At 73.0% G+C, this 14,383-nt stretch carries 13 protein-coding genes; 8 read left to right on the top strand and 5 right to left on the bottom strand.

From position 1 onward, the window contains the following. The first annotated feature begins 9 nt into the window (after window positions 1–9). The gene (locus ABZT12_RS18610; RefSeq protein ID WP_356385087.1) at window positions 10–1,767 is read left to right on the top strand and encodes a thiamine pyrophosphate-dependent enzyme; all 1,758 of its coding nucleotides are present in this window, start codon (window positions 10–12) and stop codon (window positions 1,765–1,767) included. 58 nt (window positions 1,768–1,825) lie between these two features. Here the strand turns inward: ABZT12_RS18610 and ABZT12_RS18605 are convergent, their stop codons facing one another. Both ABZT12_RS18605 and ABZT12_RS18600 read right to left on the bottom strand, forming a co-directional pair. Beyond that, complete coding sequence (locus ABZT12_RS18605; RefSeq protein WP_356385084.1) at window positions 1,826–2,314, bottom strand: flavin reductase family protein; 489 nt, start codon at window positions 2,312–2,314, stop codon at window positions 1,826–1,828. Window positions 2,315–2,455: 141 nt separating this feature from the next. Next, window positions 2,456–3,703 (bottom strand): MFS transporter, encoded by a 1,248-nt coding sequence (locus ABZT12_RS18600; protein ID WP_356385081.1) that lies wholly within the window; start codon window positions 3,701–3,703, stop codon window positions 2,456–2,458. Window positions 3,704–3,832: 129 nt separating this feature from the next. Between ABZT12_RS18600 and ABZT12_RS18595 the strand changes: the two genes are divergently transcribed. The 6 genes from ABZT12_RS18595 to ABZT12_RS18570 all read left to right on the top strand — a co-directional run bounded on the left by ABZT12_RS18595 (window position 3,833) and on the right by ABZT12_RS18570 (window position 10,205). Then, window positions 3,833–4,777: a LysR family transcriptional regulator gene (locus tag ABZT12_RS18595; protein WP_356385078.1), complete on the top strand. Its 945-nt coding sequence runs from the start codon at window positions 3,833–3,835 to the stop codon at window positions 4,775–4,777. A gap of 297 nt (window positions 4,778–5,074) precedes the next feature. Continuing rightward, on the top strand, window positions 5,075–6,301 hold the full coding sequence (locus ABZT12_RS18590) for a fused response regulator/phosphatase (protein WP_356385075.1): 1,227 nt from the start codon (window positions 5,075–5,077) through the stop codon (window positions 6,299–6,301). Between the two features lie 83 nt (window positions 6,302–6,384). Continuing rightward, window positions 6,385–8,022, top strand: a complete 1,638-nt coding sequence (locus ABZT12_RS18585) for a CHASE3 domain-containing protein (RefSeq protein ID WP_356385072.1) — start codon at window positions 6,385–6,387, stop codon at window positions 8,020–8,022. Window position 8,023: 1 nt separating this feature from the next. Next, a complete protein-coding gene (locus tag ABZT12_RS18580) occupies window positions 8,024–8,473 on the top strand; it encodes a response regulator (protein ID WP_356385069.1) in 450 nt (149 codons plus the stop codon). 166 nt (window positions 8,474–8,639) lie between these two features. Continuing rightward, window positions 8,640–9,578: a YihY/virulence factor BrkB family protein gene (locus ABZT12_RS18575; RefSeq protein WP_356385066.1), complete on the top strand. Its 939-nt coding sequence runs from the start codon at window positions 8,640–8,642 to the stop codon at window positions 9,576–9,578. Between the two features lie 138 nt (window positions 9,579–9,716). Then, a complete protein-coding gene (locus ABZT12_RS18570; RefSeq protein ID WP_356385063.1) occupies window positions 9,717–10,205 on the top strand; it encodes a MarR family transcriptional regulator in 489 nt (162 codons plus the stop codon). Between the two features lie 33 nt (window positions 10,206–10,238). Here ABZT12_RS18570 and ABZT12_RS18565 read toward each other — a convergent pair whose 3' ends face one another. Then, on the bottom strand, window positions 10,239–11,417 hold the full coding sequence (locus ABZT12_RS18565; protein WP_356385060.1) for a PP2C family protein-serine/threonine phosphatase: 1,179 nt from the start codon (window positions 11,415–11,417) through the stop codon (window positions 10,239–10,241). Between the two features lie 108 nt (window positions 11,418–11,525). Beyond that, window positions 11,526–12,677, bottom strand: coding sequence for a PP2C family protein-serine/threonine phosphatase (locus ABZT12_RS18560; RefSeq protein ID WP_356385468.1), 1,152 nt, complete (start codon window positions 12,675–12,677; stop codon window positions 11,526–11,528). Window positions 12,678–12,852: 175 nt separating this feature from the next. On the opposite strand from ABZT12_RS18560, the gene ABZT12_RS18555 reads away from it, so the two are divergent. Continuing rightward, a complete protein-coding gene (locus ABZT12_RS18555; RefSeq protein ID WP_356385057.1) occupies window positions 12,853–13,338 on the top strand; it encodes a MarR family transcriptional regulator in 486 nt (161 codons plus the stop codon). 240 nt (window positions 13,339–13,578) lie between these two features. Here the strand turns inward: ABZT12_RS18555 and ABZT12_RS18550 are convergent, their stop codons facing one another. Beyond that, window positions 13,579–14,151, bottom strand: a complete 573-nt coding sequence (locus tag ABZT12_RS18550; protein WP_356385054.1) for a DNA starvation/stationary phase protection protein — start codon at window positions 14,149–14,151, stop codon at window positions 13,579–13,581. Between the last annotated feature and the right edge of the window lie 232 nt (window positions 14,152–14,383).

Raw genomic sequence — 14,383 nt, 5'->3', positions numbered from 1 at the left:
GAGGAACCAGTGGCCCGAACCGTCGCGCGCGTCATCGTGGACGCCCTGAAGGAACTGGGCGTGCACCAGGTCTTCGGGGTCGTCGGCGACGCGCTGAACCCGCTGACCGACGCCATCCGCACCACCGAGGGACTGGAGTGGATCGGCTGCCGACACGAGGAGGCCGCCGCCTTCGCCGCGAGCGCCCAGTCCCAGCTCGGCGACAGCCTGGGCGTCTGCATGGGCACCGTCGGCCCCGGCTCGGTGCACCTGCTCAACGGCCTCTACGACGCGGCCAAGAGCCATACGCCCGTACTGGCGATCGCCGGACAGGTACCGCTCGCCGAGATCGGCAGCGACTACTTCCAGGAGGTCGACAACGACGCGCTCTTCAGCGACGTGGCCGTCTTCCGCGCCACGATCACCTCCCCCGACCAGCTGCCGCAGATGCTGGAGACGGCGGTCCGCAACGCGCTCGGCCGCAAGGGCGTCGCGGTCCTGACCGTCCCCGGCGACCTGGGGGAGCAGGAGCTGAGCGCCGACCGGCCCGCCCGGTTCTCGCTGAGCCCGCGGATCAGCCGGCCGGACGAGGCGGCGGTCCGGCACGCCGCCGACCTGCTCGGCCGGGCGCGGCGGGTCACCCTGCTCGTCGGACGCGGCGCCCGCGCCGCCCGCGAGGACGTACTGACCCTGGCCGACCGGCTGGCGGCGCCGATGGTGCTCACCCTGAAGGCCAAGGAGGGCTTCGAGGGCGACGCCAATCCCTTCCAGGTCGGCCAGACCGGGCTGATCGGCAACCCCGCCGCCGCCTCCGCCCTCCAGGACGCGGACACGCTCCTGATGCTCGGCACCGACTTCCCCTACCGGGACTGGTATCCGGAGGGCCGGACCGTCATCCAGGTGGACAGCGAGGCAGCGCACATCGGGCGCCGGGTGCCCGTGGAGGTGGGTCTCGTCGGCGACACCGGCGCGACCGTCCGGGACCTCCTGGCGCTGCTGCCCGCCGAGCCCGCGGGGAGCGACACCGCGCGGGACCGCTCGCACCTGGAGGACGCGCGCAAGCGCTTCGAGCAGTGGCGCGAGGGCCAGGCGCGGCTGGCCGACCCCCAGCACGACAAGGGCGTGGTGGGCCGGATCCGTTCCGCGCTGGACAACCGAGAGGGAGACATCCGTCCGGAGGCGCTGGCCGCCGTGGTGGACCGGCTCGCCGCCGACGACGCGGTCTTCACCTCCGACACCGGCATGGCCACCGTCTGGCTCTCGCGGTTCGTCGAGATGCGCGGCGGACGACGGCTGATCGGTTCCTACAACCTCGGCTCCATGGCCAACGCCATGCCGCAGGCCCTCGGCGCCCAGTGCCTGGACCGGGAACGGCAGATCGTGGCCTTCTGCGGCGACGGCGGACTGAGCATGCTCATCGGCGATCTCATGACCTTGAAGACCCACCAACTCCCCGTCAAACTCGTGGTGTTCGACAACCGCAGGCTCGGCATGGTCAAGCTCGAACAGGAACAGGCGGGGCTGCCGGAGTTCGGTACCGTCCTGGACAATCCCGACTTCGCGGCCGTCGCCACCGCCATGGGCATCACCGGTATCCGGGTGACCGACCCCGGTGACCTCGAAGAGTCCGTACGCCGGGCCTTCGCGACCCCGGGCCCGGTCCTGCTGGACGTACTCACCAACCCGGACGAGATCGCCGTACCGGCCAAGCCGACCGTCGAACAGGGCTGGGGCTACGCGGTGGCGAAGGTGAAGGAGGTCGTCCGCAGCCACGGGGACACGGACTGACCGGCCGGCCGCCGCCGCGAGGCGGCCGGTCCCGGCTCCGCGTACGGGGCGGCGCCGGTCAGTCCACCGGATGCCCGGCGTCCATACCGGCCGCGTCGGCGAGCGACAGCAGGGCGGTCCGGCCGTCCGCGCGGTTCTCCGCCGCCTCGGGGGCGAGCAGGAAACCGACGTGGTCGCCGCCGTCGGTCCTGCTCACCACCCGGCCGACGAACCAGGCGGCCGAGTCGTCGAGCAGCACCGCCCCGCCCGGCCCCCGGTGCCACGGCACGGCGGCGAACTTGTCGACACGGTCGCCGGTCTCGCCGCCGAAGAGCCGCGCGAGTCGGTCCTGGTCGCGGCGGAGGAGGTGCACCGTCAGCCGCTCGGCGCCCTCGGCGACCCGGAAGGTGTGGTTGGCCTTGGAGAGCCACACCATGAAGCGGGCGGGCCGGATCGAACACTGCGAGCCGAAGCCCACCAGACAGCCGGCCCGCTCACCGGCGGCCTCGGCGGTGACGACGTACAGCGGAGGGTCGAGCAGATCGGTGAAGGGATCGAGATCGGTCACGGTGGCGGGCTCCCGGCTCAGGTGATCGGACACGGCGCCTGCCGCGACTGGCCGCGCGGCACGCCCGGTTCACGGTGCCACGGCCGGTCCGCGCCCCGACACCGGCCCTCTCCCGCGGGCCGCCCCGTCCCCCTCGGCCCGTCAGGTGAGGCTCACGGCCGGCCGCTCCGCCGCGTCCGGCCGGACGCCCCGCCGGCGGGGGAGCAGCAGCGGACTGGCCAGGAGCAGCGCCCCGGCGACCGCGATGGCGGTGCGCGGGCTGGTGACGGCGGCGAGCAGGCCCCAGAGCGCGGTCAGCGCCGCGATGGCGGTGCTCGTACTGATCGACCAGGCCGTCAGGGTGCGGGCGACCCGTTCGGGGGCGGTGTGGTCGAGGCGCACGGTGGCCAGCACCGGGTTGAAGACCCCGCAGCAGGTCACCAGGCCGAACTGGACCGCCATGATCAGCGCCATCCCGGGGAGGCCCGGCTGTGCGAACGCCAGCCCCAGGGACCAGCACGCGCGCAGCACCCCGGAGACGAGCAGCACCTTGTGCTGTCCCACCCGCGCCGCGAGCGGCCGGGCGAGCCGTGAGCCGACGAGCCCGCCGACGCAGGGGGCGGCGAAGACGAGGCCGTACTGCCAGGGCGCGAATCCGAGGTGGTCCAGCAGGAGGACGGCGAGCAGTGGTTCGGTGGCCATGATGAGGCCGTTGACCATGAGGACGTTGAAGAAGAGGGGACGCAGCACGGGGTGGGCCAGGATGTGGCGCCACCCTTCGAGCAGGCCGGCCGCCCGCATCCGGGGCGGCCCGGTGTGCGCGGGGCGCGGCTCCGTCCCGCCGATCGCGCGGATGCCGAGCGCCGACAGCAGGTAGCTGACCGCGTCGGTCAGTACGGTCGTCACCGGGCCGAACAGTCCGATCGCGGCACCGCCGAGCGGCGGCCCGACCATGGTCGCGCTCCACGTCGTCGACTCGAAGCGCCCGTTGGCGACGAGCAGATCCTCCGGTGGCACCAGCGCCTTGAGGTACGAGCCGCTCGCCGCGTTGAAGGCGATGGTGGCGGCGGCGACCACGACGGAGACGAGGAGGAGCTGGGCGAAGGTCAGCCGGCCGAGCGCGAACGCGACGGGGACGGTCGTCAGCGCCGCGAACCGGGTCAGATCCATCGCCACCATGACCGGCCGCTTGCGCCGGAACTCCACCCAGGGACCGAGCGGGACCGCGACCACGGCCCCCACCGCCCGCCCGGCCGCCGTCAGCGCGGCGACCTGGGTGGGTCCGGAGTGCAGCACCAGGATCGCGATCAGGGGAAGCGCCCCGAACCCGAACCCCGTCCCGTACGAGCTGACCGCGAACGCCGCCCACAACCACCCGAACCGCCGCCCCAGCGACCGCCTGCCCGCCATCCCCGCCCCGTCTCTCCCGTACCGGACCCACGCCGACCACCGGCATCAAAGCGAGGAGCGGACGGCGAGATCAAACAACCGACCAGCCAGCAAAGCACAACCGACGGTTGTGCGGATAGCGTGGCCGGCATGGATCTCGACGCGGTGCGTACCTTCGTGGCGGCGGCGGACGCGGGACGGTTCCAGGACGCCGCCGCGGAGCTGTCGATCACCCAGCAGGCCGTCTCCAAACGCGTCGCCGCGCTGGAACGCGCCCTCGGCGTACGGCTGTTCAACCGCACCGCGCGCGGAGCCAAGCCCACCGTCGACGGACAGGCGTTCCTCCCGCACGCCCGCGACCTGCTGCGCGCCGAGGAGCGGGCGCTGGCCGCCGTACGTCCCGGCCGCCGCCCGCTGCGCGTGGACGTCATCGGCCGGCGGCTCGCCCCGGCGACCTTGCTGCGCGACTTCCGCCGGGCGCACCCCGGGGTCGGACTGGACGTCGTGACCCTCCTGGACATCGACGCGGCCGTCGACGCCCTCCGCTCCGGCGCGATCGACGCGTCCTTCCGGGCCGTCACGCTGCCCGGCCGCCGGCTCCCCGACGACATCGAGACGGTCCGCGCCTACGACGAGCCGGTGCAGTTCCTCACCGGTCCGGCGCACGCCCTCGCCGCCGCCCGCGAGGTCACCCCCGCCGGCCTCGCCGGACACCGGATCTGGATGCCCGGCCTGGTCCCCGGCACCGAGTCCGCGGCCTACTACGACGCCCTGGCCGCCGAGTTCGGGCTCACCATCGAGATCACCGGGCCGGACTTCGGCACCGAACCCCTCCTGGACACCCTCGCCGGGTCCCCGTCCCTGGCGACCCTCGTCGGCGAGCGGTCGCATCTCGTCTGGCCCGCCGAGCACGACCTGCGGCGCATCGCCGTACGGCACCCCGTACCGGTCTACCCGCACTCCCTGGTCTGGCACCGCGACAACCCGCACCCGGCCCTCGCCGCCCTCCGCGACCACCTCCGCGCCGAGCGCTCCGGACCTTCGGGACGGCCGGCCCGCCCTCGCGCGTGGACCTGGACGCCGGGCCGGCCGTAGCGACCGGGACCGCCGCGCTCGTCGCGGGACGGCGCCGCGCACAGCCGGTGCGCTCCGGTCCAGGGAAAGGTGAAGTGCCCTATTCGGCAGGCGAGTTGGTCCGTACCGGACCCCGAGCAGGAGAACCGTCCGTCACAGCTTCATCACCGGACGTCCGGCAGGCCCGCCCATGTGAGATACCTGCTTCCGACCGCCCCCGCGGTGAGCGATAGCGTCCTGCCGGACGGGTATGCTCTCGACTGTTGTCTACCGGCAACTATGGTGACGGGGGAAAGGCGCGGTGGGGAGGGCAGTGCCATGGTGACGTCGCGAGCGCAGGCCGTCGACCTGCTGGCGGCGGGGGCCGGAGGACTCGGCCCGACGGCGTGGGAACCCTCGGAACCCGTCGTCCTGCTCGTCGAGGACGACGCCGGTGACGCCATGCTGGTCGAGGAACTGGTCGCCGACAGCGCGCTGAAGATCCGCCTGCGCTGGGTCCGGTCCATGGCCGAGGCCGCCGCGGTCCTCGCGACCGACATACCCGACTGTGTCGTACTCGATCTCCATCTGCCCGACGCCCAGGGCCTGGAGGCGGTCTCCCGCATCCGTGCGAGCGCCGAACAGGCGGCGGTCGTGGTCCTCACCGGCCTCGCCGAGGAGGAGACCGGACTGGCCGCCGTCGCCGCCGGCGCGCAGGACTACCTCATCAAGGGCCGGGTCGAACCCGAACTGTTCGGACGGGCGGTCCGCTACGCGATCCAGCGCAAGCAGGCCGAACGGGGCGCCGTCGCCCTCCAGGCCAGCCAGATGCGCGCCCAGGAGAACGCCCGCCTGGAACGGGGGCTGCTGCCCAGGCCGTTGCTGCGCGGCGAGGGCGTGGAAGCGGTCTCCCGCTACCGTCCCGGCCGGGCGCAGACACTGCTGGGCGGTGACTTCTACGACATCGTGCAGAGCGCCGACGGCACCGTGCACGCGGTGGTGGGCGACGTGTCCGGGCACGGGCCCGACGAGGCGGCCCTGGGTGTGGCGCTGCGGATCGCCTGGCGCACCCTGGTGCTCAGCGGAGTCACCGGCTCCGAACAGGTGGCACGGCTGGAGGAACTCCTCCTGGCGGAGCGGATAAGGAACGAGGTCTTCGCCACCCTCGTCACCCTCACCGCCGCACCCGGGGAGCGCACCGCGCGCCTCGTCAGGGCCGGCCACCACGGGCTGCTCACCCGGACCGGCACCGAAGTGGAGTGGGTGGAGACCCCGGGCGGTCCGGCGCTGGGCGTCATCCCCGGCCTCGCGCGGTGGCCGGTCACCGAACTGGCCGTGCCCGCGGGCGCCGCCGTCGTGCTGTTCACCGACGGACTCTTCGAGGGACACGTCGGACGCGGCACCGAGCGCCTGGGCGAGGAAGGGCTGCTGCGGCTGGCGCGGGAGCGGGCCGCGCTCGCCCCCGAACCCTTCGTCGACGCACTGATCGAGGCGGCCGAGGGCCTCGCCGAGGCGCAGGGCGGCCTGGCGGACGACGTCGCCGTGACCCACCTGCGCTGGAGCTGAGGAAGGCGGAGAGGCACGGGAGCGAGAGAAGCCGGGCAGTGCGGGAGCGGAACCAGAGGGTGTCGAGGCGAACGGTGCGTGACATGGCGGACGGACGACGGACAGGGAGCCTGCTGACCGTGCAGGGGTGGTTCTTCCTGGCGCTGTCGCTCATGGCCCTGCTGGTGGTGGTCGGCTCCGTGATCGGCGCCGGGCTGCTGGGACAGACGGCCGCGGTCAGCGACCACCTGCTCCAGCGGGTCCAGCCGGCCCAGACCGAGGCGTACCGGCTCCAGGCCACCCTGGTCGACCAGGAGACCGGCATCCGCGGCTACGCGATCGCCGCCGACCGGCAGTTCCTCGCGCCGTACACCACCGGCAAGCAGGACGAGGCCCGCTCGGCCGCACGCCTGCGGGAACTCCTCGGCGACCGGCCCGGACTGCTCGCCGACCTGAACGCGGTGGAACGCGGCGCGACCCGCTGGCGCACGGCGTACGCCGAACCGCTCGCCGCCGCCGTCACCCCCGGCCGGCCGCGCACCGTCGACCGCGTCACGGCCGAGCGCGGCAAGAAGGAGTTCGACCAGTTGCGCGTCCTGTGGGCGAAGCAGAACGCCGACCTCGCCAAGACCGTCAAGGACGACCGGAACCACCTCGCCCACGAACGGACGGTGCGCAACTCCGTCCTGAGCGGCATGGTCGTCACCTTCCTGCTCACCGGCCTCGCCCTGGCCGTCTTCGTACGCGTGCTGGTGACCCGCCCCCTGGAGGCGCTGCGCACGGCGTCGCAGCAGGTCGCGGGCGGCGACTTCGGACACCACATCGACGGAGGCGGCCCGGCCGACCTGATCATGGTGGCCGACGCCGTCGAAGGCATGCGCAGACGGGTCGTGGCCGAACTCGACGCCTCCCGCGACCAGCAGCGGATCCTGTCCCGGCAGACGGCCGAACTCGACGCGCAGGCCGTGGAGTTGCGCCGATCCAACGCCGAACTCGAACAGTTCGCCTACGTCGCCTCGCACGATCTCCAGGAGCCGCTGCGCAAGGTCGCCTCGTTCTGCCAGCTGCTGGAGAAGCGCTACGGCGACAAACTGGACGAGCGCGGCGTGCAGTACATCGACTTCGCCGTCGACGGCGCCAAACGCATGCAGGTCCTCATCAACGACCTGCTCACCTTCTCCCGCGTGGGGCGCCTGGACGACACCCGCGAGCCGGTCGACCTCGGCCAGACGCTGACCAAGGGGATCCGGAACCTGGCCGCGGCCGTCGAGGAGTCGCAGGCCCGGATCGACCGGCCCGAGACCCTGCCCGAGGTCGTCGGCGCCCCGACCCTGCTGACCATGCTCTGGCAGAACCTCGTGGGCAACGCCCTGAAGTTCCGCCGCCCGGACCGCACCCCGCACGTCACCGTCACCTGCGAGCCCGACCCCGAGACCCCTGACACCTGGCGGATCTGCGTCGCCGACAACGGCATCGGCATCCCCGGTGAGTTCGCGGAGAAGGTCTTCGTCATCTTCCAGCGCCTGCACAGCCGCGACGCCTACGGCGGCACCGGCATCGGTCTGGCCCTGTGCAAAAAGATCGTGGAACACCACGGCGGCAGGATCTGGATCGACACCGGGGTCACCGAGGGCGCCCGTATCTGCTTCACCCTCCCGTCCGCGCCCGAAGCCGAGGGCGAAGCCGGAACCGACGCCGGTGCCACCGAGGGCACCGGTACCTCCACCCACGACGAGGCCTGACATGACGACCCCTCCCGCGACTCCGATCAACGTGCTGCTCGTCGAGGACGACCCGGGCGACGAGCTGATGACCCGGGAGGCGTTCGAGGACAACAAGATCGGCAACAACCTCCATGTGGTCCGGGACGGCGAGGAGGCCCTCGACTTCCTGTACCGGCGCGGCGACCACCCGGACGCCCCGCGGCCCGACCTCATCCTGCTCGACCTCAACCTGCCGAAGTACGACGGCCGCCAGGTCCTGGAGCAGATCAAGTCCGACCCGGATCTGGTCCACATCCCCGTCGTGGTCCTGACCACCTCGGCCGCCGAGGAGGACATCCTGCGCAGCTACAAACTGCACGCCAACGCCTACGTCACCAAGCCGGTCGACCTGGACCAGTTCATCGCCGCCGTCCGCCAGATCGACGACTTCTTCGTCCAGGTGGTCCGTCTGCCCCGCAACGCCACCTGACGGCCGACGTCCGCCGCGCCCGCCGCGACACGGTCCACCCTTTTGCCTCACATCCGGACGTGACCTGCCTCTCCCGGGGCAGGCGTATCGGGACGAGGACCCCAGGAGAGGTGGCGCGGTGAGCGTTTGGGAAGACCCACCGGGTCGGGTACGACCGTTGGGCGGCATGGGCCGCTCCCCGGCCGCGGCCGTGAGCGACGCCTCGGCGGCGGCCGTGAGCGACCCCCCGGTCGCGGGCCCGCAGGCCGTCCATGCGGCGCCCCCGTCCCGTGCCGCCGTCTGGACCGGCGCCCTGCGCCGCATCCCGCGCACGATGTGGGACGAGAACGACTCGGACTGGGCCGCCGCCCTCACCTACTACGCCGTCCTCGCCCTGGTGCCCGCCTTCGTGGTCACCGTGACGGTCGTCGGCCTGGTCCGCCCCGACCTCAACGACCGGCTCATCGCGGACGTGACCGCCTGGGCACCCGCCCAGTCCGGCGCCGAGCTCCACCAGGCGCTGCGGCACATGGCCGACGAGCGCTCCGCCGCGCTCACCGTGGCCTTCGCCGGCGGGGCAGCCGCCCTGTGGTCGGCCACCGGATACCTGGCCGTCTTCCGGCGCGCCCTGCACTCCATGCACGGCATCCCCGACCAGCGGCCCCTGTGGCACCGGGTGCACCGGATCGTGCTGACGGCGCTCAGCCTGCTGGCGCTCCTCGTGGCCAGCGCGTTGGCCCTGCTGCTCACCGGACCGCTCGCCCAGGCACTGGGAAGGCGCGCGGGGCTCGGCGCGCCGGCCACCGCGGCCTGGACGCTGCTGCGCTGGCCGGCGCTGGTCTTCCTGATCGCCCTCCTCGTCCTGGTGGTCTTCCACACCGGCCCGGCCGCCGCCCGGGTCCCCCGCCACGCGATCCCCGGGGGCGCCCTGGCGGCCCTGCTGTGGCTGCTCTCCTCCGCGGGCTTCTCGCTCTACGCCTCGACCGTCGGCACCTACGGCCGGGTCTACGGCTCGCTCGCCGGGCCGGTCGTGTTCCTGGTGTGGCTGTGGCTCTCCCACCTCGCGCTGCTCGCCGGGGCCAGGTTCACGGCCGAGCTGAGCCGGGCGGCCGGCGCCTCCGACTGAGACGGGGACCGCCCGGTGCCCCGGAGTCCTCCTGGTGCGGCGAGCGAGCGGTGTTGCTTGGGTGCCGGAAACGTGGGTAGAGCGACCTCATGAGCGGGGTGCAAGCACACTTTCGGTTTCTCTGACGGCGTCGCCCAGGTGGCTGCGGAGGAGGAGACCGGGCAGGGACCGGCGACGGCGGACACCGTCGCGGGCCGGATCGCCGATGCCGTGGACGGCCTCGCGGACCTGTGGGCCCGGGCCGCCGCCGAGGCGTCCGTACGGCTCTCGCCGCACCAGCTGAGAGCGCTACGGGCCCTGGAGGCGCTGCCGGACGCCAATCTGACCACGCTGGCCGTCCGCTTCGACGCCGGCCTGCCGACGGTGAGCAGGCTCTGCGACCGCCTGGAGGCGGCCGGGCTGCTGCTCAGGGAGGCCGCCCCGCACAACCGCCGGGAGGTGCGGCTGCGGCTCACCGCGCACGGCCGGGACGTTCTCGCCGAGGTGGCCGCGCTCCGGCGCCGGGCGCTGGCGGAGGTCCTCTATGCGATGGCACCCGAGGAGCGGGCCGCTGCGGACCGGGGGCTGCGGGCGTTCGAGGCGGCGCACGCCACGACCCGCGCCTCCCCACCGGAAGACGGCGGCTGACGGAGGACCGGTAGGTGACGCCGTACGCCACGGTCAGACGGGATCCCGGCCGTTCCAGTCCAGGCACACCACGGCGGCGTCGGCGCTCAGGTCCGTGCTGTCGAAGTGGTCGCTGAGGGACGCCACCACCGAACGCACCATCTCCTGCGGCGCCTGACTCCGGGTCGCCTCAAGGGTCTCGAACAGGGCCCGCTCCCCGAACGCGTCCCCCCGCGGCGACCGGGCCGTGTGCACGCCGCTGCTCACCACGAGGAGCCGGTCCCCGGGCCGTACGGCGAAGATCTGCTCCCCGTACGCGGTCTCCTCGAACATGCCGAGCGGCAGCTGCGCCTCAAGATTGATCAGCTCCACGGAGTCGCCCCGCAGCCGGTACAGGCGCGGCGAACCGGCGTCCACGGCGTGCACGGTGCCGGTCGCGAGATCGAACCGGAGCAGCAGCGTCGAGGCGTAGACCTTGCCGCCGTACTGCGCGTAGACGGCCTGGTCGGCCAGGCGGGCCTGCCCGGCGAGCCCGATCCCGGCCCGGCGCGCGTTGCGCAGGGCGTTCACCGTGAGGCTGGTGAGCAGGGAGGCGTCGATGCCGCGGCCCATGCCGTCGGTGATCGTCAGGGTGAGGTGGTCGGCGTCGGTCGACCAGTCGAAGTTGTCCCCGCCGACGGCGTACGCCGGTTCCAGATGGGCGCCGACCGAGAACTCCGGGCGCGCGCAGCCCCGGCCCGGCAGCAGCTGCCACTGCATCTCGGCGGCGAGGGTGAGACGCCGGGTACGCCGGGCGAGCAGGTACACGTCGGTGTCGCGGTCGGCGGTGACGACCGCGTGCCCCAGCGCGGTGGCGAACTCGGCGAGCCACCCCAGCCCCGCCGGGTCCGCGTCCGGAGCGGGCAGCAGGGCCGTGAGCACACCGAGCCGGTCGCCGCGCACGGTGACGGGCAGGTACACGGTGGCCGTGTGCTCGTCCACCGGCTCGACCACGGGCGTCTGCGCCGTGAACGCCCGTCCGGCGGGCCCGTCCTGGGCGGACAGCGGTTCGCCGGGGTCCGGCGGGAGGGGGGCCGGCCGCAGCACCCGCAGGCCGTAGTCGGCGAGCAGCAGGGTGACCTCCCGCGCCCCGGCACGGTCACCGAGCAGGCGCTGCGCCGTCGCCACCAGAGCGTGGGACGGTGCCGCCCTCAACGCGTGCTCCAGGGACGGGAGTTGATCAGAGGCGCTCACGGCATCCTCCCTCTTGGCTCATGCCTCACACTAACGCGGCGACGCGCGGCGCACGGGCCGGCTCCGACGGGTCACGGATCGAGGCGGTACGTGCGCGATGGTCGTCCTTCAGCTCCGCCCGCGCCAGTCCAGGCACACCACCAGCGCGTCGTCCTCGGGAGTCGGCGACCCGCGGTGGCCGGTCAGCTCCCGCAGGAGGGCCCCGGGCACCTCGGCGGCGGGCAGCAGCCGGGTGGACTGGATCGCCCGCGCCAGCGCCGCGTCCCCGTACGCCTCGCCCTTGGGTGAGGCGACGTCGTACACGCCGTCACTGACGAAGAACAGCCGGTCCCCGGGCTCGACCCGCAACTCCTGCGTGACGTAGTCGGTCTCCTCGAACATGCCGAGCGGCAGTTGCGCCTCGAAGGGGATCCGTTCCACCGTCCCCTCCCGCAGCCGCAGCAGCTGCGGCGAGCCCGCGTCCACCACGTAGGTGAGGCCGGTGGTGAGGTCGAAGTCGAACATGAGCACCGACAGGTGGCGGCGGCCCTGGTAGTGCGCGTAGACCGCCTGGTCGGCGAGGGCGGCCTGGTCGGCGAGGGGGAGGCCGGCCCGGCGCGCGTTGCGCAGGGCGTTGACCGCGAGGCTGGTCAGCAGCGCGGCCTCTATGCCCTCGCCCATGCCGTTGGAGACGTACAGCGTGAGCCGGTCGGCCGTGGCGGACCAGTCGAAGTTGTCGCCGTGTATGGCGTAGGCGGGCTCAAGACCCGCGCCCAGGTCGAACTCGGCGCGGGAGCAGGAGCGGCCGGGCAGCAGCTGCCACTGCATCTCCGCCGCGAGTGTGAGCCGCTCCTTGCGCCGGGCCTGGAGGTACTGGTCGGTGTCCCGCTCGGCGACCAGCACCTCGTGCGCGAGCACCTCGGCGAGGTCCGCCAGCTCGCGCAGGCACTCCCGCGCCGGCTCGCCGCCGGGCATCGTCACCGAGAGCACGCCCAGCCGGTCGCCGTGCACGCTGACCGGGAGGTGGACGCGGACCCGGTTGTCCGGGAGGGTCTCCACGAACGGCTCCTGGGCGCCGAAGGCACGGCCCGCGGGGGTGTTGTGGACGGAGACCGGCGGCCGGGAGTGCGGCACGTCGGTGACGGGCTGGAGCACAGTGAGGCTGTAGTCGGCCATGAGCACGTCGACCGAGTCCGCCCCGTACTGCCGGTCCAGCTCCCGGCGGACGACCTCGGCCAGCTCATGGGGGGCCGCTGTCCGCAGCGCCCGCTCCACAGCCATGAATCTGTTCACGTTGGTAGGTATGCCAATCTCTTGCCCGAAAAACGCGTGCGCGATGTTCCGCGGTGGGTGGCGCGGCCCCGATGGCGGGTCCGGTCCGGCTCCGTCCGTCTGTCCGTCTCTGTCTGTCGTCGCGGGCTAGTAGGGTGTGGGCTGTCCCCGTGCCTGCGAGAGTGTGACCGTGACGTCCTTCCATCCCGGCCCTGAGCCCCAGGAGGTCGCGCGCGTGACCTCGACGGCCGCGGAACTGCTGGAAGTCCTGTGGGGACGCGCCTCCACAGCCCCCGCGTCCGCGTCCCAGTTGCGCGTGCTGCTCGTCCTGGAGCACCACGAGGGCATCAACCTGCGCACGCTCGCCGACCACCTGGGCTCCACGCCGCCGTCGGCGAGCCGGCTCTGCGACCGGCTGGGGGCGGCGGGCTTCGTCGACCGCGAGGTGAGCCCGGCCGACCGGCGCGAGGTACGGCTGTATCTCAGCGGCCGGGGCAGGGTCTTCCTGGCCGATCTGCGCGCCCGGCGCGAGCAGGCGCTGCGAGCGGTGCTGGAACGGATGCCGGCCGCCGGGCGCTCCGCGCTGCTGGACGGGCTGGAGGCGTTCTGCGCGGTGGCGGCGGAGCGGATACACGAGGAGGACGTCCCCTCCGACAGCCGGACCGCCTGACCGGACCGCGCCGCTGCCGTCCGCGCGGCCGGGCGCCGGGACGGGCGGTCGGCGAACGGAGTGGTCTCCGCCCACTGAGGCATCCCGGTTCCTTCCGCTGCTGCGACGACAGCGCTACTTTCTTGCCTGACGGCCATAGTTGTCAAACGGCAAGTGTCCGGTCCGTAGGCGGAGGTCATACGAAACGGGCCCGGCCCGCCGTGAACGGCGGGCCGGGCCCGGTCGGGGCACCAGGGGTTCTCAGCTGAGTGCGGCCCCCTTGGCAGCCGCCTCCGTCTCGGTGCGCGAGTCACTCGTGGCGAGCGTGCCGCGCGTGCTCTCCAGGTGTGCCCGCACGAACCACTGGAACTGCTCCAGATCCCGCAACTGGCCGATCAGCAGGTCCTCGGTGGCCGGGTCGATGTCGCCCGCCTCCTTGACCGCGATCCGCACGTCCTCGATCAGCCCCTTGTAGACGATGTCGAGGGCGGCGAGGTGCGCGATGGCGTCGGCCCGGCCGAGCGAGTAGTCGTCCCAGGTGCGCTCGGCCACGAGCGTGCCCGGCGTACCCGGCGCCACCCCGCCCAGCGCGGCGATGCGCTCCGCCACGTCGTCGGCCATCGCCCGCACGGCGTCGACCTGCGGGTCGATCATCTCGTGTACGGCGATGAAGTGCGGCCCTACGACGTTCCAGTGCACGTGCTTCAACGTGAGGTGGAGGTCGTTGAGCGCGTGGAGGCGGAGCCGCATCATGCCGATCAGCCGGCCGGCCGCTTCCCGCTCGATGCCGGGAACGGTGTAGTTGGGGGTCAGGTCCTTGGTCTCCTGGGTCATGAGTCACCTCGGTCGCTCGATAGTGGCTGCGCTCCTTGCCCGAGCACAGGTGCCCCGGACTGAAGCTGTCAGGCATGTCTTCCGTCGTCCGTCGCCTGCGCGGTTCTCCGGCCGGGTCGCGTCCGGATGAAGAGGGATGGACTCGGTCCCGTGAACACCGGGTCCGAGGCCGCTTGCCTCTTGTCTTAGTGGCCTTGGCGGATCGGACGGGGGTGCCCCTTCTCCGTTTGGT

This window comes from Streptomyces sp. NPDC005423 (assembly GCF_040606415.1).
Classification (GTDB): domain Bacteria; phylum Actinomycetota; class Actinomycetes; order Streptomycetales; family Streptomycetaceae; genus Streptomyces.
This window is presented reverse-complemented; position numbering and strand designations above follow the sequence as displayed.

Excerpts from the sequence above, each read along its gene's own strand:
- ABZT12_RS18595 (WP_356385078.1), top strand. The coding sequence starts at position 3,833 with ATGGATCTCGACGCGGTGCGTACCTTCGTGGCGGCGGCGGACGCGGGA.
- ABZT12_RS18580 (WP_356385069.1), top strand. The coding sequence starts at position 8,024 with ATGACGACCCCTCCCGCGACTCCGATCAACGTGCTGCTCGTCGAGGAC.
- ABZT12_RS18590 (WP_356385075.1), top strand. The coding sequence starts at position 5,075 with ATGGTGACGTCGCGAGCGCAGGCCGTCGACCTGCTGGCGGCGGGGGCC.
- ABZT12_RS18550 (WP_356385054.1), bottom strand. The coding sequence starts at position 14,151 with ATGACCCAGGAGACCAAGGACCTGACCCCCAACTACACCGTTCCCGGC.
- ABZT12_RS18585 (WP_356385072.1), top strand. The coding sequence starts at position 6,385 with ATGGCGGACGGACGACGGACAGGGAGCCTGCTGACCGTGCAGGGGTGG.
- ABZT12_RS18600 (WP_356385081.1), bottom strand. The coding sequence starts at position 3,703 with ATGGCGGGCAGGCGGTCGCTGGGGCGGCGGTTCGGGTGGTTGTGGGCG.
- ABZT12_RS18560 (WP_356385468.1), bottom strand. The coding sequence starts at position 12,677 with ATGGCTGTGGAGCGGGCGCTGCGGACAGCGGCCCCCCATGAGCTGGCC.
- ABZT12_RS18575 (WP_356385066.1), top strand. The coding sequence starts at position 8,640 with ATGGGCCGCTCCCCGGCCGCGGCCGTGAGCGACGCCTCGGCGGCGGCC.